Annotated in this window: 23 protein-coding genes and 1 pseudogene; 15 read left to right on the top strand and 9 right to left on the bottom strand. The window is 40.2% G+C overall.

Annotated features, from left to right (window positions below):
• The first annotated feature begins 11 nt into the window (after window positions 1-11).
• From FNZ24_RS14080 to FNZ24_RS14065, 4 genes and pseudogenes are all read left to right on the top strand, one after another.
• Window positions 12-1013, top strand: coding sequence for a cobalamin biosynthesis protein CobD/CbiB (locus FNZ24_RS14080; protein ID WP_153915327.1), 1002 nt, complete (start codon window positions 12-14; stop codon window positions 1011-1013).
• A gap of 80 nt (window positions 1014-1093) precedes the next feature.
• A pseudogene (locus tag FNZ24_RS14075) lies at window positions 1094-1465 on the top strand (DUF2721 domain-containing protein); the annotation flags it as partial.
• Between the two features lie 61 nt (window positions 1466-1526).
• Window positions 1527-2159: a trimeric intracellular cation channel family protein gene (locus FNZ24_RS14070; protein ID WP_194945066.1), complete on the top strand. Its 633-nt coding sequence runs from the start codon at window positions 1527-1529 to the stop codon at window positions 2157-2159.
• A 9-nt stretch (window positions 2160-2168) separates the two neighbouring features.
• Entirely contained in the window at window positions 2169-2645 is a 477-nt protein-coding gene (locus tag FNZ24_RS14065; RefSeq protein ID WP_416384842.1) for a nuclear transport factor 2 family protein, read from the top strand.
• 231 nt (window positions 2646-2876) lie between these two features.
• Here FNZ24_RS14065 and tyrS read toward each other — a convergent pair whose 3' ends face one another.
• A complete protein-coding gene (tyrS, locus tag FNZ24_RS14060; RefSeq protein WP_153915325.1) occupies window positions 2877-4073 on the bottom strand; it encodes a tyrosine--tRNA ligase in 1197 nt (398 codons plus the stop codon).
• Window positions 4074-4198: 125 nt separating this feature from the next.
• Between tyrS and FNZ24_RS14055 the strand changes: the two genes are divergently transcribed.
• From FNZ24_RS14055 to FNZ24_RS14035, 5 genes are all read left to right on the top strand, one after another.
• A complete protein-coding gene (locus FNZ24_RS14055; protein ID WP_153915323.1) occupies window positions 4199-5713 on the top strand; it encodes a peptidoglycan DD-metalloendopeptidase family protein in 1515 nt (504 codons plus the stop codon).
• A 101-nt stretch (window positions 5714-5814) separates the two neighbouring features.
• Window positions 5815-6939, top strand: a complete 1125-nt coding sequence (locus FNZ24_RS14050) for an anhydro-N-acetylmuramic acid kinase (protein ID WP_153915321.1) — start codon at window positions 5815-5817, stop codon at window positions 6937-6939.
• A 457-nt stretch (window positions 6940-7396) separates the two neighbouring features.
• A complete protein-coding gene (aqpZ, locus tag FNZ24_RS14045) occupies window positions 7397-8098 on the top strand; it encodes an aquaporin Z (protein ID WP_153915319.1) in 702 nt (233 codons plus the stop codon).
• A 153-nt stretch (window positions 8099-8251) separates the two neighbouring features.
• Window positions 8252-8638: a DUF2750 domain-containing protein gene (locus FNZ24_RS14040; protein ID WP_153915317.1), complete on the top strand. Its 387-nt coding sequence runs from the start codon at window positions 8252-8254 to the stop codon at window positions 8636-8638.
• Between the two features lie 59 nt (window positions 8639-8697).
• Window positions 8698-9189, top strand: coding sequence for a hypothetical protein (locus FNZ24_RS14035; protein ID WP_228768495.1), 492 nt, complete (start codon window positions 8698-8700; stop codon window positions 9187-9189).
• Window positions 9190-9261: 72 nt separating this feature from the next.
• Here FNZ24_RS14035 and erpA read toward each other — a convergent pair whose 3' ends face one another.
• Together erpA and FNZ24_RS14025 are read right to left on the bottom strand one after the other, a co-directional pair.
• A complete protein-coding gene (gene erpA, locus FNZ24_RS14030; protein WP_055024237.1) occupies window positions 9262-9612 on the bottom strand; it encodes an iron-sulfur cluster insertion protein ErpA in 351 nt (116 codons plus the stop codon).
• A 79-nt stretch (window positions 9613-9691) separates the two neighbouring features.
• Window positions 9692-10405 carry a DUF6776 family protein gene (locus FNZ24_RS14025; protein WP_153915316.1) on the bottom strand — a complete coding sequence of 238 codons (714 nt, stop codon included), beginning with the start codon at window positions 10403-10405 and terminating at the stop codon, window positions 9692-9694.
• A gap of 67 nt (window positions 10406-10472) precedes the next feature.
• Here FNZ24_RS14025 and FNZ24_RS14020 point away from each other — a divergent pair, with 67 nt between their 5' ends.
• From FNZ24_RS14020 to hemL, 3 genes are all read left to right on the top strand, one after another.
• Window positions 10473-12197, top strand: a complete 1725-nt coding sequence (locus tag FNZ24_RS14020) for a chloride channel protein (RefSeq protein WP_153915314.1) — start codon at window positions 10473-10475, stop codon at window positions 12195-12197.
• Window positions 12198-12410: 213 nt separating this feature from the next.
• A complete protein-coding gene (locus FNZ24_RS14015) occupies window positions 12411-13430 on the top strand; it encodes an aspartate carbamoyltransferase (RefSeq protein WP_153915312.1) in 1020 nt (339 codons plus the stop codon).
• Window positions 13431-13461: 31 nt separating this feature from the next.
• Window positions 13462-14754, top strand: a complete 1293-nt coding sequence (gene hemL, locus FNZ24_RS14010; protein ID WP_153915310.1) for a glutamate-1-semialdehyde 2,1-aminomutase — start codon at window positions 13462-13464, stop codon at window positions 14752-14754.
• 247 nt (window positions 14755-15001) lie between these two features.
• On the opposite strand, the gene FNZ24_RS14005 is transcribed toward hemL, so the two are convergent.
• Window positions 15002-16120 carry a general secretion pathway protein GspB gene (locus FNZ24_RS14005; protein WP_153915308.1) on the bottom strand — a complete coding sequence of 373 codons (1119 nt, stop codon included), beginning with the start codon at window positions 16118-16120 and terminating at the stop codon, window positions 15002-15004.
• Window positions 16120-17733, bottom strand: coding sequence for an ExeA family protein (locus FNZ24_RS14000; protein WP_153915305.1), 1614 nt, complete (start codon window positions 17731-17733; stop codon window positions 16120-16122). The genes FNZ24_RS14005 and FNZ24_RS14000 overlap by 1 nt, the downstream gene beginning before the upstream one ends.
• Window positions 17734-17933: 200 nt before the next feature.
• Between FNZ24_RS14000 and FNZ24_RS13995 the strand changes: the two genes are divergently transcribed.
• Together FNZ24_RS13995 and FNZ24_RS13990 are read left to right on the top strand one after the other, a co-directional pair.
• Window positions 17934-19166 carry a multifunctional CCA addition/repair protein gene (locus tag FNZ24_RS13995; RefSeq protein WP_153915303.1) on the top strand — a complete coding sequence of 411 codons (1233 nt, stop codon included), beginning with the start codon at window positions 17934-17936 and terminating at the stop codon, window positions 19164-19166.
• Window positions 19167-19462: 296 nt separating this feature from the next.
• A complete protein-coding gene (locus FNZ24_RS13990; RefSeq protein ID WP_102529730.1) occupies window positions 19463-19729 on the top strand; it encodes an Lpp/OprI family alanine-zipper lipoprotein in 267 nt (88 codons plus the stop codon).
• 284 nt (window positions 19730-20013) lie between these two features.
• Here FNZ24_RS13990 and FNZ24_RS13985 read toward each other — a convergent pair whose 3' ends face one another.
• The 4 genes from FNZ24_RS13985 to folB form a co-directional block, all read right to left on the bottom strand.
• Complete coding sequence (locus FNZ24_RS13985) at window positions 20014-20835, bottom strand: methyltransferase domain-containing protein (RefSeq protein ID WP_153915302.1); 822 nt, start codon at window positions 20833-20835, stop codon at window positions 20014-20016.
• A 121-nt stretch (window positions 20836-20956) separates the two neighbouring features.
• Window positions 20957-21757 (bottom strand): undecaprenyl-diphosphate phosphatase, encoded by an 801-nt coding sequence (locus FNZ24_RS13980; protein ID WP_153915300.1) that lies wholly within the window; start codon window positions 21755-21757, stop codon window positions 20957-20959.
• Window positions 21758-21873: 116 nt separating this feature from the next.
• A complete protein-coding gene (folK, locus tag FNZ24_RS13975) occupies window positions 21874-22386 on the bottom strand; it encodes a 2-amino-4-hydroxy-6-hydroxymethyldihydropteridine diphosphokinase (protein ID WP_153915298.1) in 513 nt (170 codons plus the stop codon).
• A gap of 77 nt (window positions 22387-22463) precedes the next feature.
• Entirely contained in the window at window positions 22464-22817 is a 354-nt protein-coding gene (gene folB, locus FNZ24_RS13970; protein ID WP_153915296.1) for a dihydroneopterin aldolase, read from the bottom strand.
• A gap of 240 nt (window positions 22818-23057) precedes the next feature.
• On the opposite strand from folB, the gene plsY reads away from it, so the two are divergent.
• A partial coding sequence (gene plsY / locus FNZ24_RS13965) for a glycerol-3-phosphate 1-O-acyltransferase PlsY (protein ID WP_153915294.1) occupies window positions 23058-23579 on the top strand: 522 nt, incomplete at its 3' end.

Here is a 23579-nt window from a genome sequence, read left to right as displayed (position 1 = left end):
GTTAAACTAAATTGATTGATAGCACTTTTTACGAACAACTGATTCTAAGAGATGGTAGCTTATTGCAGAGTTGCCTAGTGCTGTTTATGGCGTTACTGATTTCACGAGTCGCGCCTATTTCAAGAAAGTACCACCCTGTTGTTTGGTTTCATCAACTGGCTATTCTGCTTAGTCAAAAAGTAAATCATCCACAGCGTAATCCTAAGCAACAATTAACTGCAGGTTTACTGTCCACCATTTTATTAGTGATACCAATTTGGTTTACGATTTATTTTATTTTATCGTTAGCCGCCTACCCTTGGTTTTTCGATTTTGTTTTACTGTATTTCTGTATCAGTGATGCTGGGTTTAAGCCTGTTGCTAAAGATGTCGTTAGTGCACTTGAACACGAACAAAAAGCCTCAGCAAGAAGTTATCTTTCACCATGGTTAACCCAGCAAACAGATAGTTTATCCGAAGTAGGCATTGCAAAATCCACCATAGAAAGACTGCTTATATCGCCAAGCTATGGCACTGTGGCGACAATTTTGTTTTACGCTATCGGCGGCACACCACTTGTGTTGTTTCTGCATTTACTAAAACAATTAGAGCATTGCTGGCCTAATTACGTACCTCAGTATCGCTTTTTTAGTGCTCCGATATACATCATTAATCGCATTATCTATGCCTTACCAATTTGGTTATGGAACTTCACCTTAGTCCTGCAAGGTGGCTTTAAAAATATTGCTATTCTATTTAAACAGCCTTCGCATACAGGGGGAATTTATGGTTATTCAAGTTTATACATTGGCAGTAAAATTCTAGAAATTGAATTAGGTGGCCCGCAGAAGTTTATTATTGGCCATAAGGAGCAGCGAGTTAATGCCAGTAAAATAAACCCCTCTAGACTGCCTTTGGTAAACGATATTAAGAACGCCATCAGCCTGACTTCTTGGGCGGTGACTTTTTGGATATTTTTTACTATCGCCATCCCTATTTTGTGGACAGCATTAAGATGGTTACAAGCAATGTAACTTTTTTTACAAAAGAGTTATTATAACCAGCTAAATGATTTATCCCGTTCCATTTGAGGCAAACTGTCTTGTTAGATAACATCCAAATTTCATTAACGACACCCGGTTTATTATTTCCTGCAATTTCATTGTTGTTACTTGCCTATACCAATCGCTTTTTTTCTTTAGCTGCTCTTATCAGAAACCTCAGTGCCTCAGGTAAGCCTGTTGACAATGAGCAAATCAAAAACCTAAGACAGCGCATTAGCATAATTAGACGCATGCAAGAAGCAGGTGTTGTCAGCTTTGCAATTTGTGTCATTAGCATGATTTTTATCTATCTTGGTTTTTTCCATACAGGTTCAATTGTTTTTGGTCTGAGTTTGCTGTTTTTACTCTACTCACTTATTTTATCTGTCATCGAGATTAGGATCTCAGTCGATGCACTTAACATTCACATTAAAGAGTTAAGCTGTCAGCAGCACTGTAAACAAGAGATAAATCCGGCAAAATCACACACTAAAGAGCACTCAAATGATTAATTTCGAGTGGATTTACTTTTTTGATTTATGCGGTACCGCAGTTTTTGCCCTTTCTGGCGCCTTAGCTGCAGGTAAACACCGGATGGACCCTTTTGGTGTTATTGTTTTAGCATCCGTTACTGCTATTGGCGGTGGGAGTATCCGTGATGCACTTACAGGTGCAACACCAGTATTTTGGATAAGCGATCCTAATTACATCATCGTAATTTTAGCCACAGTATTTGCTTGCTTCATACTCGTTAGAAAGCCCCATAAGTTGCCTCAATTAACCTTGCCTGTCGCTGATGCCTTTGGATTAGCATTATTTACCGTCATCGGAGCAGAAAAGGCGCTAATGTTGGGCTTATCTGGTATGTCAGCTGTCATTATGGGGTTAATTACTGGTGTGGGTGGTGGTATCATTCGTGACTTACTGTGCCGCCAAGTTCCTATGGTACTTCGTACAGAAATCTATGCTACCGCCTCCATAGTCGGTGGCATCTGTTACACCTTGAGTATTGAAGTTGGCATGGATAGCATTAATGCACTGTTCTTTGCGATGTTCAGTACCTTGATTATTCGTCTGAGCGCAATACGCTGGCATTTATCTTTACCTGCGTTTGATTTAAAAAGTAAGAGGCCCTAAGTGCGAATTATTGGTTTGTTATGTGGTATTTTTTGCGGTTTATTCAGCTTTACTAGCCAAGCTGTCGTGGGCGAAATGCCTAGAGAACAGCAGATGGCGATGCAATACATGCAAGCGTTAACCGATCATGACTACCGCTCCCTTCGTCGTTTTTATAATCGTGATAGCGTGTTTTACGATAAAACTGCCAATGTAACCTACCAAGGCGGTCGCCATATCATTGAGTTTTTTGAGCGAGCCCATGAAGGTGTTTTAGAATACAAGTTCAATATCGAGCATATGTTTAATACAGGTTCATTAGTGGTAATGATTGGTAATTATCACCTGAGAGGTCCGGGCGAGCAGTTTGGTAAACCGGGGAAAATTATCGAAATCGCAATACCGGGTGTAACGACACTAAAGTTTGATATGAATACAGAAAGAATGACTGAGCAAGTTGATTTAATGGATTACCAAACCATGTCAGATCAACTACAGACTCAATAAACTGTCTGCAGTACAATAATTCAGACAACAAAAAACGACTCATTTGAGTCGTTTTTTTATGCGTTTAATAGCGATGGTAATGAACTCGATATCAGTAGCGTGCTCATTTCAAAGTCACTATCGTTTAAATCAAAGTCACAATCGTTTAAATCAAAGTCACTATCGTTTTAAACCGAAATAATTTGCTTTAAACCTAATTCTCTATCGTTCTAAACCAAAGTCTCTGTAGTTTTAAACCAAAGTCACTTTAGCAAATTTGCGTTTACCCACTTGGAAAATCGCAGTTAAACCCGCTTCGAACACTTGGCGAGTATCGCTTAGCTTTTCACCGTCCATTTTAACAGCGCCTTGCTTAATCATGCGCATACCATCAGAAGTTGAACCGACTAAGCCTGCAGTTTTAAGTAAGTTAGCAATCGCTAGCCCTTCACCAGCCTCAAATTCCATCTCTTCAATGTCATCTGGCATCGCACCTTTTTGGAAGCGATTGATAAACTCTTGGTGAGCAGCATCAGCTTGTTCTTGATCATGGAACCTTGCAATGATTTCTTTTGCTAGTGCAATTTTAACATCACGTGGATTTTGACCATTAGCAATATCTTCTTTAAATTGCGCGATTTCTGCCAATGGGCGGAATGAAAGAAGCTCAAAGTAGCTCCACATCAAATCGTCTGAGATAGACATGATTTTACCGAACATTTCATTCGCAGGCTCACTCACACCAATATAGTTATGAGCTGATTTAGACATTTTCTTCACACCGTCTAAACCCACTAATAAAGGCATCATGATAACCGTTTGCGGTTTCTGGCCTTCAGCTTTTTGCAGCTCTCGACCCATTAACAAATTGAACTTTTGATCAGTACCACCTAGCTCAACATCAGCTTTAAGGGCTACAGAATCATAACCTTGTAGTAAAGGATACATAAATTCGTGAATGGCAATTGCCTGACCCGAAGCATAACGCTTTTTAAAGTCATCACGTTCCATCATGCGCGCTACCGTTTGCTTTGAACCTAAACGGATCATGCCTGCAGCACCTAAAGGCTCTAACCAGCTAGAGTTAAATTCAATACGTGTTTTAGCTGGATCTAAAATCTTAAACACTTGCTCTTTATAGGTTTCAGCATTAGCAAGAACATCTTCACGAGTTAATGGAGGACGTGTTGAGTTTTTACCACTTGGATCACCTACAATGCCGGTGAAGTCACCAATCAAGAAAATAACTTCATGACCTAGCTCTTGAAACGCGCGCAGTTTATTTAGAATAACCGTATGGCCTAAATGAATATCTGGAGCGGTTGGATCTGCACCTAGTTTAATTCTTAAAGGACGTCCCTCTTTAAGTTTTTCTAGCAGATCTGACTCGAGTAAAATCTCGTCGGTACCACGTTTAATTTCTGCTAACACTTGGTCTAAATCAGCCATTTCGGCACCTACTCCTGCAGCTATAATAAAAAAATAAGAGGCCTATGTTACTTGTTAGCCACGCTAATTGAAAGTGTGTACACTAAGGGGATTACAACGAAAAAGAGAAACTGGTACATAGGTCGATGGCAAAGCTAATCACTTTAATCAAATTACTGCCAAAAGCGCATCAAATTGCACTTAGCTTGTTAGTTATTTTCACGGTTATTATCGTGTTATTTCCTTCAGATGACGCTAAAGCTTCCAAACACACCCAAGTGGGCAAAGTTGACCTTTCTGAGCGTATACAGTCTTTACAAAATGCTCCTCATAAAGGCGATGAAACAAACTCACCCAATAAGCAGTCAGAGTATTCAGTCCCTTTAGCTTTTCGTACCCCGACACCACCTGGCCAAACAGGTTCCCAATCAAATACATCGTTGCAAAAGCTGCAAGCATTAACACCTTCAAAAGAAAGTAGCCCAATTGCAGATTTAAACCCGTTAGCGGCTTCTGACAATACGATATTAACTCCGACTAAAGATGCGGAAAATGCTGTTCCATACCGTGAAGCAGATTTGTTGTCTCATAAAGCGTATAAAGTCTCTAAAGGTGATACTTTTGGTGGGTTAGCGAATCGCGCGGGTTTAACTCCGCGGGATGTATATCAAATAACTCGTCTACCTAAATCTAAAAAGAACCTGCTTAAAATCATGCCGGGTGAAGAAATCATCGTAACTAAAGATGCTCAAGATGAAATTACCCAAATCAGCTATCAAATGGATAAAATTTCCACTTTATTGATCAGCAAAAACGAAGATAAATTTGAAGAAACGGTCAATGTAAAAACCATTACTTTAGAAAACAAATTTATTACTGCCAATATCAGCAGTAACTTCTGGAATGCTGCGGCAACCGCTGGCCTTTCAGCTAATCATATAATGCAATTGGCCAATATATTTGGTTGGGATATCGATTTTGCGCTCGATATTCGAAAAGACGACCATTTTTCACTGATGTATGAAGAAGAGTATGTCGATGGACAATATATTGGTACAGGTAATATTTTAGCAGCAGAATTTTATAACCAAGGCGAACGCTATACTGCAGTGCGTTATACAGATGGCGAATACTATTCAGAATCTGGCAATAGCATGCGAAAGGCTTTCTTGCGCTCACCTGTAGACTTTAAATATGTTAGTTCAAGCTTTAATCCTCGACGTTTGCACCCAGTTACAGGTCAAGTAAAAGCCCATAGAGGGGTTGATTATGTGGCCGCTATCGGCACCCCAATCAAAGCTGCTGGTAAAGGTAAAGTCGTTGAAGCAAGCTACAACAAGTACAATGGTAATTATGTATTCATTAAACACAATGACACCTACACCACCAAATATTTGCATTTAAATAAACGAAAAGTTAAACGTGGTGACAGTGTAAAACAGGGTGAGATTATTGGAACACTAGGTAAAACAGGCCGTGTCACCGGAGCCCACTTACACTACGAGTTTATTGTTAATGGCGTTCACCGCAACCCAAGAACGGTCAAGTTGCCAAAATCACAACCTATCGATAAAAAAGAGCGGACTCAATTTGCAGCCCTAAGTAAACAACTCATGGCTAAAATTGAAAAAAATAAACAACTGCAATACGCCAATAACTGACAATACCCAATAAGGTATGAGTGGGTCTATTAGGCTCACTCACTACTTTTTGAGTTACTATCTATATTTTGAGTAACTATCTATATTTTGAGTAAATACATATGACTGCATCAAAAAGTATACCTCACTATTTCATTGGTTTAATGTCAGGCACTAGCATGGATGGAGTAGATGCCGTTCTGGTGGATTTTTCAGATAACCAAAGTCATCTTGTTGCCAGCCATACAGTCGCTATCCCTGCACATATTTTGAATCAACTTCATCGTTTATGTTCTCCAAATACTGATGAAATTAATATTATGGGGCGTATGGATCGAGCTATGGGTCTGCTATTTGCTCAAGCAGTTAACGAATTAATAGCCAAGACACAAATTGATAAAGCGGACATTATAGCCATTGGAAGCCACGGCCAAACCATTAGGCATATGCCAAATTTGGAACATGGTTTTACCCTTCAAATTGGCGATCCTGACACTATTGCTGTTGAAACGGGTATTAACGTTATTGCGGATTTTCGACGAAAGGACGTTGCGTTAGGTGGCCAAGGGGCACCATTAGTCCCTGCATTTCATCATGCGATGTTTGCCCAAAGCGATACACCTAGAGTTATTCTAAATATTGGTGGCATTGCCAACATCACCTACCTTCCTGGTAAAAATGAACAAGTTATTGGTTTCGATACGGGGCCTGGTAATACCCTAATGGATGCGTTTATTTTACAAGAGAAGCAAGTTGCGTTTGATGAATCTGGGCAGTGGGCTGCTTCAGGAAAAACCGATGAAGACTTCCTAAAGCACTTATTATCTCACCCTTACTTTGCTATGACCTACCCTAAAAGCACGGGTAGAGAATTATTTAATCAAGCCTGGTTAGAACAACAAAAGGCTAACTTTTCACATTTAAGTCTTGCTGATATCCAATCAACATTACTAGATTTAACCTGCCACAGTATCGCAAATGACATTAACAAATTAACCGATAAGGGAGATGTTTTTGTGTGTGGTGGCGGAGCATTGAATAACGCATTAATGGAGCGATTAAGTTTATTGATGCCAACCTTTTCACTATCGACCACAACGGATATCGGCATGGATCCGCAGTGGGTTGAAGGCATTGCATTTGCTTGGCTTGCTATGCGTAATCACCATGGTTTAAGTGGCAACCTACCTGTCGTCACTGGCGCGAGTCGCTTTGCGGTATTAGGAAGCTTTTATCAAGCAAGCTAATGCCAGCTCACTTTTGTCGGCCAAGCTTTGTTCGAAATAAAGACTTTTAATCGAGGCGGTGTTGACGCTAGACAACCTAAGCAGTGATTTATTCACACCGTTGCACAAAGAAGTTGCACAAAGGTGCAATCAAGAATCAATAAGCGCTTTTCATCGCCCCCTTCTGGCAGCGTTTGTTGATTAACTTCCTTGTTGCTAGTTTTAAACCTCTATTTGTAAGCCATTCTTTGTAAACCATTCTTTGTAAACAACAACTTTCTTACTCTCAACGGCTCACCAACATTAGTTGTTTTGATTAGCTGCTGATTTAAATTCACATAAGCATCATTGAATTTATTCATTTTTACTGCTTAACTCTTTCTAGGCCATTTCTAAGTGATTTATTTTTAAACGATAGTTTTCAAAAACTATTAGTTAATGAGTGTTAACAATATTCAAATTTAATAAGGAAAGTTAAATGAGTATTCAACAGAAAATGTTAGCCGAGTTTATCGGTACTTTGTGGCTCGTATTAGGCGGTTGTGGGAGTGCTGTATTAGCGGCTGCATTTCCAGATGTAGGCATAGGCCTTTTAGGGGTTTCGTTAGCGTTTGGGTTAACTGTTCTCACTATGGCGTTCGCTATTGGTCATATTTCTGGTTGCCATTTAAATCCGGCTGTTTCATTTGGTCTTTGGGCTGGGGGACGTTTTCCCACAGGCGAATTAGCTCCTTATATTATTGCTCAAGTGGCTGGGGGGATTGCAGGTGCAGGGATCTTATTTTTAATTGCCAGTGGCCAAGATGGTTTCAGTTTAGCGGGTGGTTTTGCCTCTAATGGATTTGACGAACATTCGCCTGGTGGTTACACCATGATGTCAGTATTAATCACGGAAGTGGTGATGACGCTATTCTTTCTATTAATCATTCTTGGTGCAACAGACTCACGAGCGCCTGTAGGCTTTGCGCCTATTGCAATAGGTTTAGCGCTCACCCTAATTCACTTAATCAGTATTCCAGTATCAAATACCTCTGTTAACCCTGCAAGGAGCACTGGCCCCGCTTTATTTGTCGGCGACTGGGCCGTTTCACAATTATGGTTATTTTGGGTTGCCCCCATTGCAGGCGCTATTCTTGCGGGTATGATTTATCGCTTTTTCGAGACTCCTGCAGAGCACTAGCTTGCTATTTTTATAGCAAGACTACAGAACATAACCAATCCCAAAGAGCACCCAAAGTGCTCTTTTCTTTTTTAAAAGTAACAGTCAATGTTATCATGCCCTATTCGCGTTAATTAGCGCTAAATTAGTCCCACTTTTCAATGAGAGTCAATCATGAGCAGCAAACCAAAATCAATTGAAGATCAACTAAGCATGACCCCTGAAGCCCGTTACGATTACCTTGTTGAACAAGTTAAACAAGAGCAATCAATTTGGAGTCTGCAAGACCAAGACGGTTGCGTGATGTTGACGACTGAAGATGAAGATTGCATTCCAATGTGGCCTTCAGAAGAAGCCGCTAAACTTTGGGCTGTAGATGAATGGAAAGATTGTGAGCCATTGTCTATTCCACTAAATGAATTTCAAGAACGCTGGGTAAGCGGCATGTCAGAAGATGATTTGTTTGTTGCTGTATTCCCTGTTCAAGAAGACTTAGGTGTCGTTATACCACCTTATGAACTTGACTCTCGCCTAACGCCAAAGAAGCAATCTAAGCATTAATTGTTGTTCTTAATCGTTTCAATTTCTGGCACATGTATTCAAGATAAAGTTAAGGCGTTATGACTGATAAACATTTACCACAGCAAGATACTGAAAAGATAAATATTGTCGAACCAGAAAATGGCACTGTTAGTACCGCAAGTGATACGGAAAAGGCTGTCTTTCCAAAGCGTCTTATCGCCTTAATGGTGGTTTACGTCATTACCTCTGTCAGTGGTTTAATGGCCCAGCAAGGCGTTTTATTATGTGCGTTAACCTTGATGATGGTACTTGGCGTTGCTGGTAGACAAAAAGCTGCATTATATATGCTCAGAGGTTATGGCATTTTACAATTAGCCTTGTACAGCATGCTGCCAGTTATCATGTATGACCCTGATAATATTGTTGCAGGACCTACGACTGTCGACTTTGGCTTTATGCAAATGGTGCTGTCTGACTGGGTTATATTTACAGTGTTAATTATATTGGCGCTCATTCAAGTCTGGATAAGCTTTAATAAAGCCGTATTTGAATGGTTTAAGCCAAGAATGAACTTTAATATCATGAGTTAATTAAACTTTAGACACAAAAAAGCCGTCATTAGACGGCTTTTTTATTATCTCTTTTTAATTCAATAATTTAAATTAAACAGAGAAGCTTGCACCACAACCACAGGTTGTTGTCGCATTTGGATTCTTAACAAAGAAGCGAGAACCTTCAAGTCCTGAAGTGTAATCTACTTCGCCGCCAACAAGATATTGTAAACTCATAGGGTCAACAACCAGTTGAACGCCCTGCTTTTCAATGGTGAAATCACCTTCGTTAACTTTTTCATCGAAAGTAAAACCATATTGAAAACCTGAACAACCACCACCTGTGACATACACACGCAGTTTTAGTTCTGGGTTCTGCTCTTCTTCTAACAGTCCCTTCACTTTAGTTGCCGCAGCATCGGTAAATTGAATTGGCATTGCTGCATCTGTTTGTTCAGTCATTACTACCTCTAACTTCAGTTTCAGGTCGGAATTATCTATTACCTGACTAATTTGTTCAAGTATTACTCTTAGTTCTTTTTTAGCTTTCTAGTAACTCTGAGATCTCGAACGTTTGCTCAATACGTCCACCTTTAGCACCACGAGTCGCAGTTACTTGAACCACGGCCTTAATTCTTTGCAAATCAAAATCTTGTGGTAAGCTAATTTCAGCATCAAACATTTGAAAGTACCGAAAACTGAAATTGAATTTTTCAATTTGTAAATCACTTAGAGAAATTTCAACTTGTTTTTCATCTTGGACTCCCACTAAAACAATGTCGGCGACGCCTTTAACACCATTTTTTCGCTTCTGTAGTTGGGTCAATATCAAGCGCATTTGGTAACTATCAGGTAACAAGCCTTTAGATAGTTCAAGACCATGAATTGCCACACCATCAACTTCTTTTTCAGGTGACACAAGGCTTCGGTAGAATGCTAATTCTTGCTCAAGTGTTTTTTGCTGTTGGATTTGTTTACCAAACATTTGTTTCATATTGGCATTCGCTTCTTTCTCAATCGAAAGCACCATTTCAAGGCGTGATACGACATGAGATTGTCGTTTGAGCTCTGTTTTTAACTCAGTGATTTCAATGGCTTCGTCCTGAGGTTCAACTACTTCAGAAATAAAAACAGTGTGGCTAAGCACCCCAACAATAAAGCTGATGAGAATTAACGCAGAAAGATATAAACCAGATGAACGAAATTTGCGTTCTTGAACTTGCATGCGGTCAAGCAAGCGATGATAATTTAGCATTTGGTAACAAGCCCTTAATAAAATACAATGACAACAAACCGCCCTTAAAAGGATCTTAGGCAATACAGTGCAAATTAAGATAAATAAAGCCGCTATTATTCACACCAAAGCCGCAACACGCAAATATCTTCGTAATGAATTGAGAGATAAACTTTCTCAATCTAAGATAAGTGTGCAACTTTGTGGATTAGCACTGCTGTTTGCCATTATTGCTTCAAGTGTCATCATATTATTTCGCCTTTTATTAAGTTGGGCGCAAGTTCATACCATTCCAGAAGCGACCGACTTTACCAGTGCTGTCAGTGACTGGCGCACCTATTTACCTATCGTCGGCGCCTTACTTATTTGGCTTGTAGCTGGCATCGGCTCCAAACGTTATCGCCGTATGGGTATCGCCTATGTCATGCACAGATTTAAACTGCATTATGGCAAAGTGCCGCTACAATCTGCGCCAGGGCAGTTTTTTCAAGCACTAATCGCTTTAATCGCCAACTTTTCTGTTGGTAAAGAAGGCCCAGCAATTCATCTTGGCGCTGTGAGTGCTAGCTACTTTGCAGAGAAATTTAAGCTTCCAGATAATAGTGTGCGGATTATGTGCGCCAGCGGCATAGCAGCAGGAATTGCAGCAATTTTTAACGCGCCGCTTGCTGCTGTGTTATTTGTATTTGAAGTGATTGTTCGCGAATATAAAATTCATTACTTTTTCCCGATTATGCTCTCTGCCATTTGTGGCGCACTATCCAGTCAATTGGTATTTGGCAATATTCATGAGTACGACTTAATTACAGTAACGCGCATTCCATTAGATCATTATCCTATTCTTGCTATAGGCGGTGTGGTTCTTGGCTGCGCAGCGGCGGGCTTTAACCATTCACTGCTTAAAATGACCGCTATTGGTCAGCACTGGCCGTTAATCTACCGGTTGATGATTGCTGCCAGTGTCACCACATTAGTGGGCCTGTTTTTACCTCAAGCACTAGGCTCCGGTGATTTAGCCATTCAGGCAACCATCATAGAAAGCCCAAGTTTACTATTTTTACTTGCGTTATTAATCGGCAAAATTATTGCCACCATTGCTGCCATTGGTTTTGGCATACCAGGTGGCTTAATTGGACCTTTATATGGAATAGGCGCGCTAATTGGTGCCATATTGGCATTAGTCAGTGCGATGTTCTTCCCGTCAATTGCTCCTTATGTTGGCTTGTATACTGTCATTGGCATGACTGCCATGATGGGCGTGTGCTTAAGCGCTCCTTTGGCAGCACTTGTTGCATTACTTGAATTAACCAATGATGCAGCTATTATTTTGCCTGCAATGTTTGTCACTATTCCGGCATTCCTAATCGCATATCAAGGCTTCAATACCAGCTCTGTATTTCTCAAACAGTTAGATATTATGGGTCTTGGCTACAAGGTGCCACATGTAAACCAAGGTCTGCAAAAGAAAGGCGTTCGCGCCATCATGGATAAACGCTTTGTCATCGTTAATGATAATGATGACTTACTGCTTGAAGTGATGAAACGTGCAGAAGGTCGGCCAGTGCTTGTTCGTAATGCCGAATCACAAATAGAAATGCTTAGCCTTGAAATGCAGTCATTTGAAGAGACAACAACTCTGTCACGACATTTAATGGAAGGATTCCCTGACACGGCAACTTTAAATGAAGTATACGAGTTATTGGCAATTAAACGCCGTGGCGAAGTGTATATTTACCGTGGCAATACCAACAACATTGTCGGCGTAATTAGCTGGGCAAACTTGTGGCAAGAAATTCGTTCCGGACAGGTGTAAATACAGCTAACTCATGAAGCTACATCAGTCACTATTGCAGAATTTGCTATTGTTCTCATTTCGCTAATCTGTGTTATGTCTAAAAAGCGAGAAATAATCATTAGCGAGATTTAATATTCAGTCACTCTCTGTTAAAATCTCGCCTCAGCCACCCTACATAATCACAGGGTAAATAGCCCTTATTTACTCTCCTAATAATTGGAAATCAGGCTGATGACTCAGTTTAGCGGTTCTCACATCCTTTCAGTTAATCAACTGGATCTTGATGCTATTAACACCATTTTTAATGTCGCCGACAACATGACACCTTATGCATTACGTGAAAAACGCACTAAGGTTCTGGACGGTGCGATTTTAGGTAACCTCTTTTTTGAACCTAGCACTCGTACTCGAGTGAGCTTTGGTTGTGCTTTTAACCTACTTGGCGGCAACGTCAGAGAAACGGTTGGCATGGGGTCATCTTCATTATCAAAGGGCGAATCGCTGTACGATACCGCTCGGGTACTATCGACATACTCCGATGTCATTGCGATGCGTCACCCTGACCCATATTCAGTCAAAGAGTTTTCTGAAGGCAGTCGTGTGCCTGTTATCAACGGTGGTGACGGTTCAAACGAACATCCAACTCAAGCATTACTTGATTTGTTCACGATTCAAAAGGAATTAAGCCATCGCGGTCAAGATATTAGCGGTATGCATATCGCTATGGTGGGTGACTTAAAACACGGTAGAACAGTACACTCCTTATCTCGTTTACTGTGCATGTATAAAGGTATTCAATTCACATTAATATCACCAACCGACCTAGCAATGCCTGACTATGTGATCAGTGACATTGAAAATGCTGGTCATAAGATCACAATAACTGATCAGTTAGAAGGTAATTTACATCAAGCTGATATACTCTACCTGACTCGAATTCAGGAAGAACGATTTGCTTCACAAGATGAAGCAGATAAGTATCGTGGCAAGTTTAGGTTGAACCACAGTATTTATACGCAACATTGCAAATCTAATACTGTGATTATGCATCCATTGCCTCGGGATTCACGTGCTGCAGCAAATGAATTGGATAATGATTTAAATAGCCACCCTAGCCTGGCAATTTTCAGGCAGGCTGATAATGGCTTACTTATTCGGATGGCACTTTTTGCGTTAACGCTTGGTGTTGAAAACGAGCTACAACAGCATGAGTGCCCTGTTAATTGGTATTCACGAAAAGCTGATAGATAGTCAGCTAACGATTTTTTTAGAAGGATTTCACATGACCCGCTCAGAAGCGCTTTTTGAACAAGCAAAACAAACCATTCCTGGTGGCGTAAACTCACCAGTTCGTGCCTTTAACGGTGTAGGTGGTTCACCACTTTTCATCGAAAAAGCTGATGGTGCTTATATTTACGATGCTGATGGCAAAAAATATATCGATTATGTTGGTTCTTGGGGCCCGATGATTTTAGGTCACAATAATCCACAAATTCGTCAAGCGGTATTAGAAGCGGTTGAGAACGGTTTATCATTTGGTGCACCAACTGAACTTGAAGTCAAAATGGCTGAAAAAGTCATTGAAATGGTGCCATCAATTGAACAAGTCCGCATGGTAAGTTCAGGCACTGAAGCAACAATGAGTGCAATTCGCTTAGCACGTGGTTTCACTAACCGTGATAAAATCTTAAAGTTCGAAGGTTGTTACCATGGTCATGCTGACTGTTTATTAGTTAAAGCAGGTTCTGGTGCACTGACTTTAGGTCAACCAAGCTCTCCAGGTATTCCTGAAGACTTTGCAAAGCATACATTAACAGCCGTTTATAACGACCTTGATTCAGTTCGCGCTATCTTCGAAGAGCACCCAGAAGCTATCTCTTGTATCATTCTTGAACCTGTTGCTGGCAACATGAACTGTATCCCTCCTGTAGAAGGTTTCCTTGAAGGTCTTCGCGCTATCTGTGATGAATTCGGTGCACTAATGATCATCGATGAAGTGATGACAGGTTTCCGTGTTTCTAAAAGCGGTGCACAAGGCCATTACAATGTTAAGCCTGACTTAACGACATTAGGTAAAGTTATCGGTGGTGGTATGCCAGTAGGTGCTTTTGGTGGTCGTAAAGATGTAATGCAATTTATCGCGCCTACAGGTCCTGTATACCAAGCGGGTACTTTATCAGGTAACCCAATTGCCATGACTGCTGGTTTAGCGCAAATGGACGCTTTATGTCAGCCAGGCCTATATGAAGAGCTAACGGCTAAAACTAAGCGCATTGCTGAAGGCTTCAAAGCTGCTGCTGATAAGCACGGGATCCCATTAAGCATTAACCAAGTTGGCGGTATGTTTGGTTTCTTCTTTACTGAAGACACCAATCCAATCACTAGCTTTGACCAAGTGACTCAGTGCAACATGGACCACTTCCGTAACTTCTACCACTTGATGCTTGATGAAGGTGTTTACTTAGCGCCAAGCGCTTATGAGGCAGGCTTCTTATCAATGGCTCACGGTGAAGAAGAGCTTGAGTTAACACTTGCTGCCGCTGATAAAGCATTTGCAGCGTTAAAAGCACTTTAAGTACCCACAAGTTAGTTATCTTAGATAGCACTCTAGAGACTTGATAAAGGACTGACTAAGGCCAGTCCTTTTTTATTGGTTGTTAGTTGTTAGTTGGTTGCTATTACTAATTTGGCTGGTTCAAGCTTTAGTTTAAGTACATCTATAAATCAAATGACTGAATAACTTAGCAGCGCATAATTTGAATATAAAAAAGGCGCTATCAGCGCCTTTTATATTGTCAGATAGTCATCAAAAACTCAGTGATTTATATCGCTGGTACTTTAAATCGAGAGCCATCAATTTCTAACACCACATCTCGCGGTCGAATCTCGATAATCTCAAGTCTTCCTTTGATACTGTCACCTTCTTGAAGCTCTTTACCGTCGACATTTAGCCAACGATTCTCAGCTGCTGAAGAATACACATGAGCCTGGATATTAAATTCAGGGACTTGTAATTGAACACTAGCAGGAAGTTGACCGTAAGGTGGAATGTCATCTTTATTTGGCGTAGGGATAGGATCTAACTTTTCTTCGGTTACAGGGGCATTAGCAGAGCTTTCGTACTCCACTTCTTTTAGCGCTGCTTCAAAAGCGGCCATCAAATTGTTCGAATTGTCTGCATTTGAGTTAGTCGATGTTTGCGAAGGCGTTTGCTGACTTTGCTGCTCGTAATTTACATCGCTCGCCGCAGCACTAACTTTCATTCGTAAAGCATCAAGCTGTGAAGGTTTTTTATAATTAGAGTTCGCTCCAAGTATAATCGCATCATCGCCATATAAAGCCTGTAACTCAGCGGCTGTTAATTGTCGGTCGCTATTAGAATCAGAACTGGTATTGCTAGAAACAACTTTGCTAGTCGTTGGTGCAGATTGTGAAGCTGGCTCTGGTTTTGACGGACTTGGCGTAACTTCACCACGATTATTATTTAAGCGGTAATCGTAAACAACATCTGTAGAGGGTTGCTGCACTTTGGTTGATGCGGTTTGATTCGATACAAACTGAGTTGAGCTATTGAGCTGCGAAAGAGGCTTTGCAATAGGTAATGCCACTTTATTCGCAATACGAACTTCTGTTGCAACTGGAGACGCTGTAGTCTCATTCATTGCTGTATTTTGAGCATGACTGCCATTAACCAAGTCATTTACTGCAGTTATAACAGGTTTACTGGTTTCATTCGTGCTACTCGCTGGCGATATTAGCTTAGATAAACCCCAAGCGGACGCGATACCGACTAAAATAACCAAGAATAAAACTACATATTTAAGCCAAGCATTATGGCTTGCTGCAGTTTGATAATTGGCTCTAGGCGTTAAAACAGCATCGGGTAACTCACCCATTTGCTGTTGTTTTTCTTTGGTTACCGCATCTAACAATATCGACATTAGCTACGACCTGCTTGTTTACTCAATCTAGGACCTTGCTGATTAAGGTATAAATTAATCTGCACTAAGGTTTGATTACCTGCAATCCCATCTGATTTAAGGCCATGTTGACGTTGAAAAGACATCAACTCTTGCTCTAGATTATTATCAAATGAATTAACTAATCTTGCTGAGCGTTGCCCAATCATAGCTAAGCTATTTTCTAACCACTGGATTTGAGACAGGTTAGAAGTACGGCTTATCTCCCTCGGGATATCACCAGTTGCTTTCCATAGCAACTCGAATGTGCCGCTAAAGTGACGATTAAACCAATCTTTATTCACCCAAAGCTGTTGCTCACTAAGCTGAAGTAAAATCTGCTCCCCTTCTCTAGCAACGACGACGCCATAAAACTGGTTGGCTTGTTGATCTTCTAAGTACACCACTGCAGGGTAGTTTAACCGAGCAATACTGTTCCAGTTTCCTTGTTGCTGATGACATAACAAACCTTGCTGTTTTGCAGCCTGACATGCAGTTAAACCAATAATGGGTTGTTTATCCCAAAGTGCAAACAGTCCAGCAAACGCATTATCGATACTTCGGCTTTGAGACATTGCAGCACGTACTATCATCTGACTACCACTGGTATTTTGTGGTGTGTTAGAGGCTTGAGTCGTCTGAGTTTGATTATATGACTGTGTTGCTGAAGCGGTATTGGCTGAATGATTTGAACCTTGTTGCGGGAAAAATAAATACAAAGAAACACCAAATGCAATCACCAGTGACGCAGCAATGGTCAGTGGCCACTTATTACTGCTTTCTACAGGAAGTTCACCTAATACTTCTGCGGCAGCCTGCTTAATCATATGATGATCTATCGGCACTTTAGATTGGCCATAACCAGCCATTAATGCTCGCTCGCAAAGAAGATTGGTTAATCTTGGGATCCCGCCACTGAATTTATGCAGAGCTTTACAGGCTTTTTTAGTAAATAAGGGCTCGAAACGACCAGCAACTTGAAGTCGATGCTGAACATATAGCTGGATCTCTTCAACAGTCAGCGGAAGTAAGTGATAACGCGCGGTAATTCGCTGGGCTAATTGTCTTAACTCTTGGCGCTTCAATAATTGCTGTAATTCGGGCTGACCAATCAAAATAACTTGCAGTAACTTTTTAGTGTCCGTTTCTAAATTGGTCAATAATCGTAACTGCTCGAGTACTTCAGGGCGAAGGTGCTGAGCTTCATCAATGATAAGTACGGTATTGCGATCATTCTGATGGTTTTTCAGCAGATACTGACTGATAAGATCGGTGAGCTGTTTAATGGATGGTGACTCGCCATATTGGATACCTAACTCATCGCAAAGCGTTGCCAGTAATTCTTGTTCAGTTAAAGAAGGGTTAAGAATAAAAGCAGTATCGGTATTATCAGGTAATTGTTTAAGTAAACAACGAGATACAGTTGTTTTACCCGTACCGACCTCACCAGTTAATAGTACAAAGCCGCCCGTTTCACCTAAGCCATAGGTTAAATGAGCTAATGCTTCTCGGTGACGGTCACTGAGAAATAAATAATGCGGGTTGGGCGCGATTGAAAATGGATTATCATTCAATCCATAAAATGCTTTATACATCTGGCCAAAAATCCTTATTTAAAACTGACGGCTCAAGTTATAGCTTGCTGTAGTGCTTGTCAAAATTTAGCAGCAGAAATGTTAGTCGTGCTAAGATTTACATTAATAATGCACAATTTAAACTGTGTTTACACAAGGCATTCTAGATTAATGCCGAATGATAAACTGTATGAGTTAATTTAATCAGGGTAAAGACGTTTATGAAAATCTATTTGGTGGGCGGCGCTGTACGAGACGCTCTTTTAACTTTACCCATAAAAGATAAAGACTATGTGGTCGTTGGCGGCTCAGTCGAAGAAATGTTTGATTTAGGCTTTAGCCAAGTTGGTAGAGACTTTCCTGTATTTTTACACCCTAAGACCCAACAAGAATATGCGCTAGCTCGAACAGAGAGAAAAAGCGGTCAAGGCTATGGTGGTTTTAGTTGCGAGGCCAACAAAGAAGTAACCTTAGAGCAAGACTTATTAAGGCGTGACCTTACCATTAACGCGATGGCTCAAGATGATGCTGGCACTATTTTTGATCCTTACAATGGTCAACGCGATCTTGAATTGCGATTACTGCGCCACGTCTCAGATGCGTTTGTAGAAGACCCTTTAAGAGTACTCAGAGTTGCCAGATTTGCAGCACGATTTGCTCATCTTGGTTTTGATATTGCCGATGAAACTATTGCGCTTATGAAGCAAATAAGTGAATCAGGTGAGCTGGACTATTTAACCCCAGAGCGCGTATGGCAAGAATTAGAGAAAGCATTGAGCACCAAACACCCTGAAGTATTTTTTCAGCAGTTGCGGAAGTGTGGAGCTTTAAAAGTGCTTTTCCCTGAAATTGATGCCCTTTATGGCGTCCCGCAACCTGAAAAATGGCACCCTGAAATCGATAGCGGGATCCATACTATGCTGGTACTCCAGTCAGCAGCGCAGCTATCAGATAAGAAAACCATACGTTTTGCAGCCGCGGTGCATGATTTAGGTAAGGCCATCACCCCTAAAGAGCTGTGGCCTAAGCATCATGGTCATGGACAAAAAGGGCTATCAGTCATTAAAAAGTTATGCCAACGGATTAAAGTACCCAATGAATATAAAGAGCTGGCTTTATTATGCAGCGACCAACATCAGAATATTCACAATGCACGCGAACTAAGAGCTGAAACCATCATCAAAATATTTGATAAAGGTGACTTTTGGCGTAAACCACAACGTCTAGATGATTTGCTTATTTGTTGTCATGCTGACATTCGCGGCAGAACTGGATTTGAAGCTGCTGAATATCCTCAAAGTGATTATTTAAAGCATTGTTACCAACTCGCCAAAGATATAGACGTGCAGCAAATCATTTCAGAAGGATTTAGAGGGGCTGAAATAAAACAGCAATTATCAAACCGTAGAGTAGAGGCTATAAGTATATATAAGCAGTCATTAAAAGAAGACTGAGCATTCATTAATCAGCATTGAAGCTGAGGTGCAAATCAGAGTTTGGCATTATTTCATCAAAATAAGACTAAAAGATGACAAATGTGATAAAACGGCAGACTAATATATAAACACCTCTTTGATGAAATATTGATAAATTTATGAAGAAATATACTTCAATCTATTAGATTTACGATGTTTTTTGTCATATTTATTGGTTTTTGGTATAGCAAAATCTAAAAGCTGTGACATAATTAAACCGCTGCTGGGCAATATGCTTCAGCAATTTATTACAACCTATAATGAAGGGATTTTCCATGAACAAGAAAGTACTAATGATTGCTGGTGTTGCTATGACTGCTCTTTTAGGTGGCTGTGCAAACACTACTGCTCTAGAAGAAAGTGTTGCTAATTTAGGTAACAAAGTAGATCAACTATCTGCTGAAGTTAGCTCATTAAAATCTGATCAGAGCAAACTAGCTGCTGATGTTAAAGATACTAAAGCTGCAGCTATGGACGCTCAAGCTGAAGCGTCTCGCGCTAACGACCGTATCGACAACATGGCTTCTTCTTACAAAAAGTAAGAATACATGAAAATTAGCTTATTTATATAGGTTGATTATTAGGGCTTGAATATAGTAACTAGGCTAATGTCTATTACCATTTCAAGCCTTAATTGTATCTAGCAGTTAGTAAATACAACGCAAATACAGCAAACGAATTAACTCAACAGAGCCAAACCTTCACATAAATACAGGGCCATCTCAATTTAAAACAGCCTTAACTCAACATCAAACTCAACTCGAGTTGTCACGAAAAAACTAACTCAGTTCCTTTATATATCCCTATATATCCCTTGATTGAAAAGCTATTTAAGTTTCGCAGTCACTAGAAAATAATCAAACTCCAAGCCGGTAACTGGCTTTTGTCTAATTTCATGTTTGAGTTCGTCATTTATCCGCCAGCTGAGATGATTCATTTCTAATAAGGTGATTGCCTGTTCACCAGTTACGTCAGCGATAAACTTAATTGATGTTGATGCTATTAATTCAACATCATTTGGTAAATTTAATTGCGGTGGTTTTTCAGTTAAATTGTCGTACACCTTTTGCTTTAGTTGCCACAAATGTCTTGGCGCTGGAACTAACATTAATAAAACGCCATCCTTTTTAAGGACTCTTAAACACTCTTTACCTTTCAATTGGGCATCAAACAAGGTCACCACATCAATAGATTGATCTGCAAACGGAAGCTTTTTAAATGGGCTTAATAACAAATTTGCTGGCGTATTATTTTTACTAGCAGCAAAGAGCGCATTATCAGCCTCTGAAACGCCCCAATGAGTCATACACGTGTTATTTGAATTTTGCTCTAACGAACGTAAATAGAAACCGTCTGCGCATTGATAATTAAGGTGATTAGCCTGTGTCTTATCTTTTACTACATCATTGAAAGCTGCAGATAACGCCTCGACTAAAGGGTCAAAAATACCCGATGCCATTAAAAATCGCTTTGAGCGTAACTGCTGACGACTCTCACTCGCACCTTTAAACTTAGGCGAAGTCACAAATGACCAATAACCTTGCGAGTTCTTATCAATATGATGCTTATTATCACAATAATAACCTTGTGATGATTCATGGAAGTGCAACTTTGATGCGCATGTCGGACAAATCAAGATTGAATTCATAGTGAGCAGACTTCCTTTGAAGTGGTAATGTTTAGCTGAAAATAAAGGTGAAACGCCGAATAAAAAAAATAAAAAAACGGGCTAAATGCCCGTTTTTAATATCCAGACTAAGCAGTCCATTTTACAGGAAAATAAATCCACATAATACTGCACCTAACATTAAGCGATACAGAACAAATGGCGTCATGCCAATCTTACTAATGATTTTCAAGAAGAAGAAAATACAGGTATAAGCAGCCACAAATGATACAGCAATACCCAGCAAAATTTCAGTATAGTTGAATGCCACATCACCCGCTAAAGCATCTTTACTCATTAATATTGCAGCGCCTAAAATCACAGGAATAGACATTAAAAATGAAAAACGTGCAGCCGCATCTCGGTTAAGTCCCAGCATCAGCGCCGCAGTAATAGTGATACCAGAACGTGACGTACCAGGAATAATGGCTAAGGCTTGTGCAAAACCAATCAGCAAAGCTTTACGCCAGCCAGTTTGATACTCAGTTAATTCGTTGCGAGCCATTTTATCGCCCACCCACAGCATTAAACCAAATATCACAGTGGTAATCGCAATAACGCCAGGTCCACGTAAATAGGTTTCAATTAAATCTTTTGCCATAAAGCCAAAGAAAACAGCTGGCAAGGTCGCTAGAATAATCCACCACGCAAGTTTACTGTCTTGGGTGTGAACACCTTTAAAAATACTGGCAATCCAAGCATTTAACATCGCCCAAATTTCAGTTCTAAAATAAATAATCACAGCTAACAGTGAACCAATATGAACCGCAACATCAAAGGCTAAACCTTGATCTTCCCATCCCAAGATTTGTGAAGGTAAAATTAAATGCGCTGAACTTGAGATAGGTAAAAACTCAGTTAACCCTTGAATAAGAGCCAAGAAAATGACCTGAAGCGTTTCCATGATGTTCCTTTAAAAATTATGATTTAACTACATAAATAGCGAATGGCAAGGGTCATCCGCTAGTGTGATAACAAGGTATCTTTAATAGAGGTTAGTGAGTAAGTCACTTATAAAATTTAGCTATTTTCTGTCGACACTGATGGAGGAAATTCAAATTCAATCGGCCAAATATTCTGACTCGATTTATCATATTTCTCCCATAGGTGTTGATACGATTGCAAAGTAATAGGGTGTGCCAGCTTAGGCGCTATCTCAGCAAGAGGCCATAATACAAACGCATTATATAGGATCTCCCCACGAGGTAACTCAATAGGCTGATGGCAAACCTCATCATCATAAAGCAGTAAATCTATATCTAAACTTCGAGGACTAAATTTCTTCTCGCCTCGAATACGTCCATTTTGTTTCTCAATTCGCTTAAATGTGGCAACAACATTTTCAATACTCATATCAGTATCTGCTGCAGCAACCATATTTAAGAAATTTGTTCCTTGAAAACCTACCGCTTCACTTTCAAACATTCTTGATAAAGTCAGTTTGCCAAAATGTTGATGCAAATCCACCAAACCTGATTGCATATGCTCAACAGGCTCAATGTTGGTTCCCAAGCTGATATAAATTCGTGCCATTAACTCATCCAATAATATACAGAGCAAATATGAATAGTTGATTAATTGCAGCATAAAAGCTGTCAATTAAATGTGATTTAGATATGGCCACGTTCAATGACAACCCCAACAGATTTAGCTGTCGGTATCGCACCCGGCTTCATAACAGCGACCTTAACCCACAGAACATTAAATTCATCCATAACATATTGAGCAACCATTTCAGCTACGGTCTCAATGAGTTCTATTGGCTTTTCAGTGATAAGTGCTGTGAGTTTATTCGAAACAGTCTCATAGCAAAGTGCATATTGATAATCATCAGACGCGGCTGCGGGTTTATTATCCCAAGCCATATCAAGATCGATAAATAAGGTTTGATGAATTTTCTTTTCCCATTCATAAATACCGATTACCGTTTCAACTTTTAGCTCGCGAATTACAACTTTATCCATGTGAACTCCACGCTTTACACGTCTTATCATAAATATTTCAGCTTAAAGGGCTGAAAATGACATCAAATAGCAGTTATTATAGTTTTAGCCTTTTTCCTGAGCAATTTAAGCAGTAGGATAGCGGCTGCACTTAGGAACATCTGTCGATTTAAAAGTGCTTATTAACCTTGTAATTGCCATTAATTTCAACTGAAAATAATTAATGGGCGATAATACCCTAAGACGAGTAAGGAAACCAATTTGAGCGCCGTTACAATCACAATTTTGATGATTATAACCGCCTACTTAGCCGGTTCGATTTCAAGTGCCATTCTTGTATGTAAATTACGAGGGTTGCCCGATCCGCGTACGGAAGGCTCAGGAAACCCAGGGGCAACCAATGTGCTCAGAATTGGTGGGGCCAGCTCGGCTGCATTAGTACTATTTTTTGATATGTTAAAAGGTGCTGCGCCAAGTTATTGCAGCTACCTTTTAGGTCAAGATGCCGTATCACTCGGTTTAATTGCCATTGCGGCTTGTTTAGGTCATATATTTCCTATCTTCTTTAATTTCCAAGGCGGTAAAGGGGTTGCTACAGCTTTTGGTGCAATGGCGCCGATTGGAGGCGATTTAGCCCTATGTCTCATCGCTACATGGATTGTTTTTGTTCTTCTTACTCGTTACTCGTCACTAGCAGCAATACTGACTGCGATGCTCGCTCCAATCTATACTTGGTGGCTTGATGATAGATTTATCATTCCAGTTGCCATGTTGTCACTGCTA

The organism is Shewanella sp. TC10 (assembly GCF_009663145.1).
Classification (GTDB): domain Bacteria; phylum Pseudomonadota; class Gammaproteobacteria; order Enterobacterales; family Shewanellaceae; genus Shewanella.
The sequence above is the reverse complement of the archived record's forward strand: the minus strand, read 5'-3'. Positions and strand labels throughout refer to the sequence as shown.

Coding starts and splice junctions, on each gene's coding strand:
- FNZ24_RS14070 (WP_194945066.1), top strand. CDS start 1,527: ATGATTAATTTCGAGTGGATTTACTTTTTTGATTTATGCGGTACCGCA.
- tyrS (WP_153915325.1), bottom strand. CDS start 4,073: ATGGCTGATTTAGACCAAGTGTTAGCAGAAATTAAACGTGGTACCGAC.
- FNZ24_RS14055 (WP_153915323.1), top strand. CDS start 4,199: ATGGCAAAGCTAATCACTTTAATCAAATTACTGCCAAAAGCGCATCAA.
- FNZ24_RS14050 (WP_153915321.1), top strand. CDS start 5,815: ATGACTGCATCAAAAAGTATACCTCACTATTTCATTGGTTTAATGTCA.
- aqpZ (WP_153915319.1), top strand. CDS start 7,397: ATGAGTATTCAACAGAAAATGTTAGCCGAGTTTATCGGTACTTTGTGG.
- FNZ24_RS14040 (WP_153915317.1), top strand. CDS start 8,252: ATGAGCAGCAAACCAAAATCAATTGAAGATCAACTAAGCATGACCCCT.
- FNZ24_RS14035 (WP_228768495.1), top strand. CDS start 8,698: ATGACTGATAAACATTTACCACAGCAAGATACTGAAAAGATAAATATT.
- erpA (WP_055024237.1), bottom strand. CDS start 9,612: ATGACTGAACAAACAGATGCAGCAATGCCAATTCAATTTACCGATGCT.
- FNZ24_RS14025 (WP_153915316.1), bottom strand. CDS start 10,405: ATGCTAAATTATCATCGCTTGCTTGACCGCATGCAAGTTCAAGAACGC.
- FNZ24_RS14015 (WP_153915312.1), top strand. CDS start 12,411: ATGACTCAGTTTAGCGGTTCTCACATCCTTTCAGTTAATCAACTGGAT.
- hemL (WP_153915310.1), top strand. CDS start 13,462: ATGACCCGCTCAGAAGCGCTTTTTGAACAAGCAAAACAAACCATTCCT.
- FNZ24_RS14005 (WP_153915308.1), bottom strand. CDS start 16,120: ATGTCGATATTGTTAGATGCGGTAACCAAAGAAAAACAACAGCAAATG.
- FNZ24_RS14000 (WP_153915305.1), bottom strand. CDS start 17,733: ATGTATAAAGCATTTTATGGATTGAATGATAATCCATTTTCAATCGCG.
- FNZ24_RS13995 (WP_153915303.1), top strand. CDS start 17,934: ATGAAAATCTATTTGGTGGGCGGCGCTGTACGAGACGCTCTTTTAACT.
- FNZ24_RS13990 (WP_102529730.1), top strand. CDS start 19,463: ATGAACAAGAAAGTACTAATGATTGCTGGTGTTGCTATGACTGCTCTT.
- FNZ24_RS13985 (WP_153915302.1), bottom strand. CDS start 20,835: ATGAATTCAATCTTGATTTGTCCGACATGCGCATCAAAGTTGCACTTC.
- FNZ24_RS13980 (WP_153915300.1), bottom strand. CDS start 21,757: ATGGAAACGCTTCAGGTCATTTTCTTGGCTCTTATTCAAGGGTTAACT.
- folK (WP_153915298.1), bottom strand. CDS start 22,386: ATGGCACGAATTTATATCAGCTTGGGAACCAACATTGAGCCTGTTGAG.
- folB (WP_153915296.1), bottom strand. CDS start 22,817: ATGGATAAAGTTGTAATTCGCGAGCTAAAAGTTGAAACGGTAATCGGT.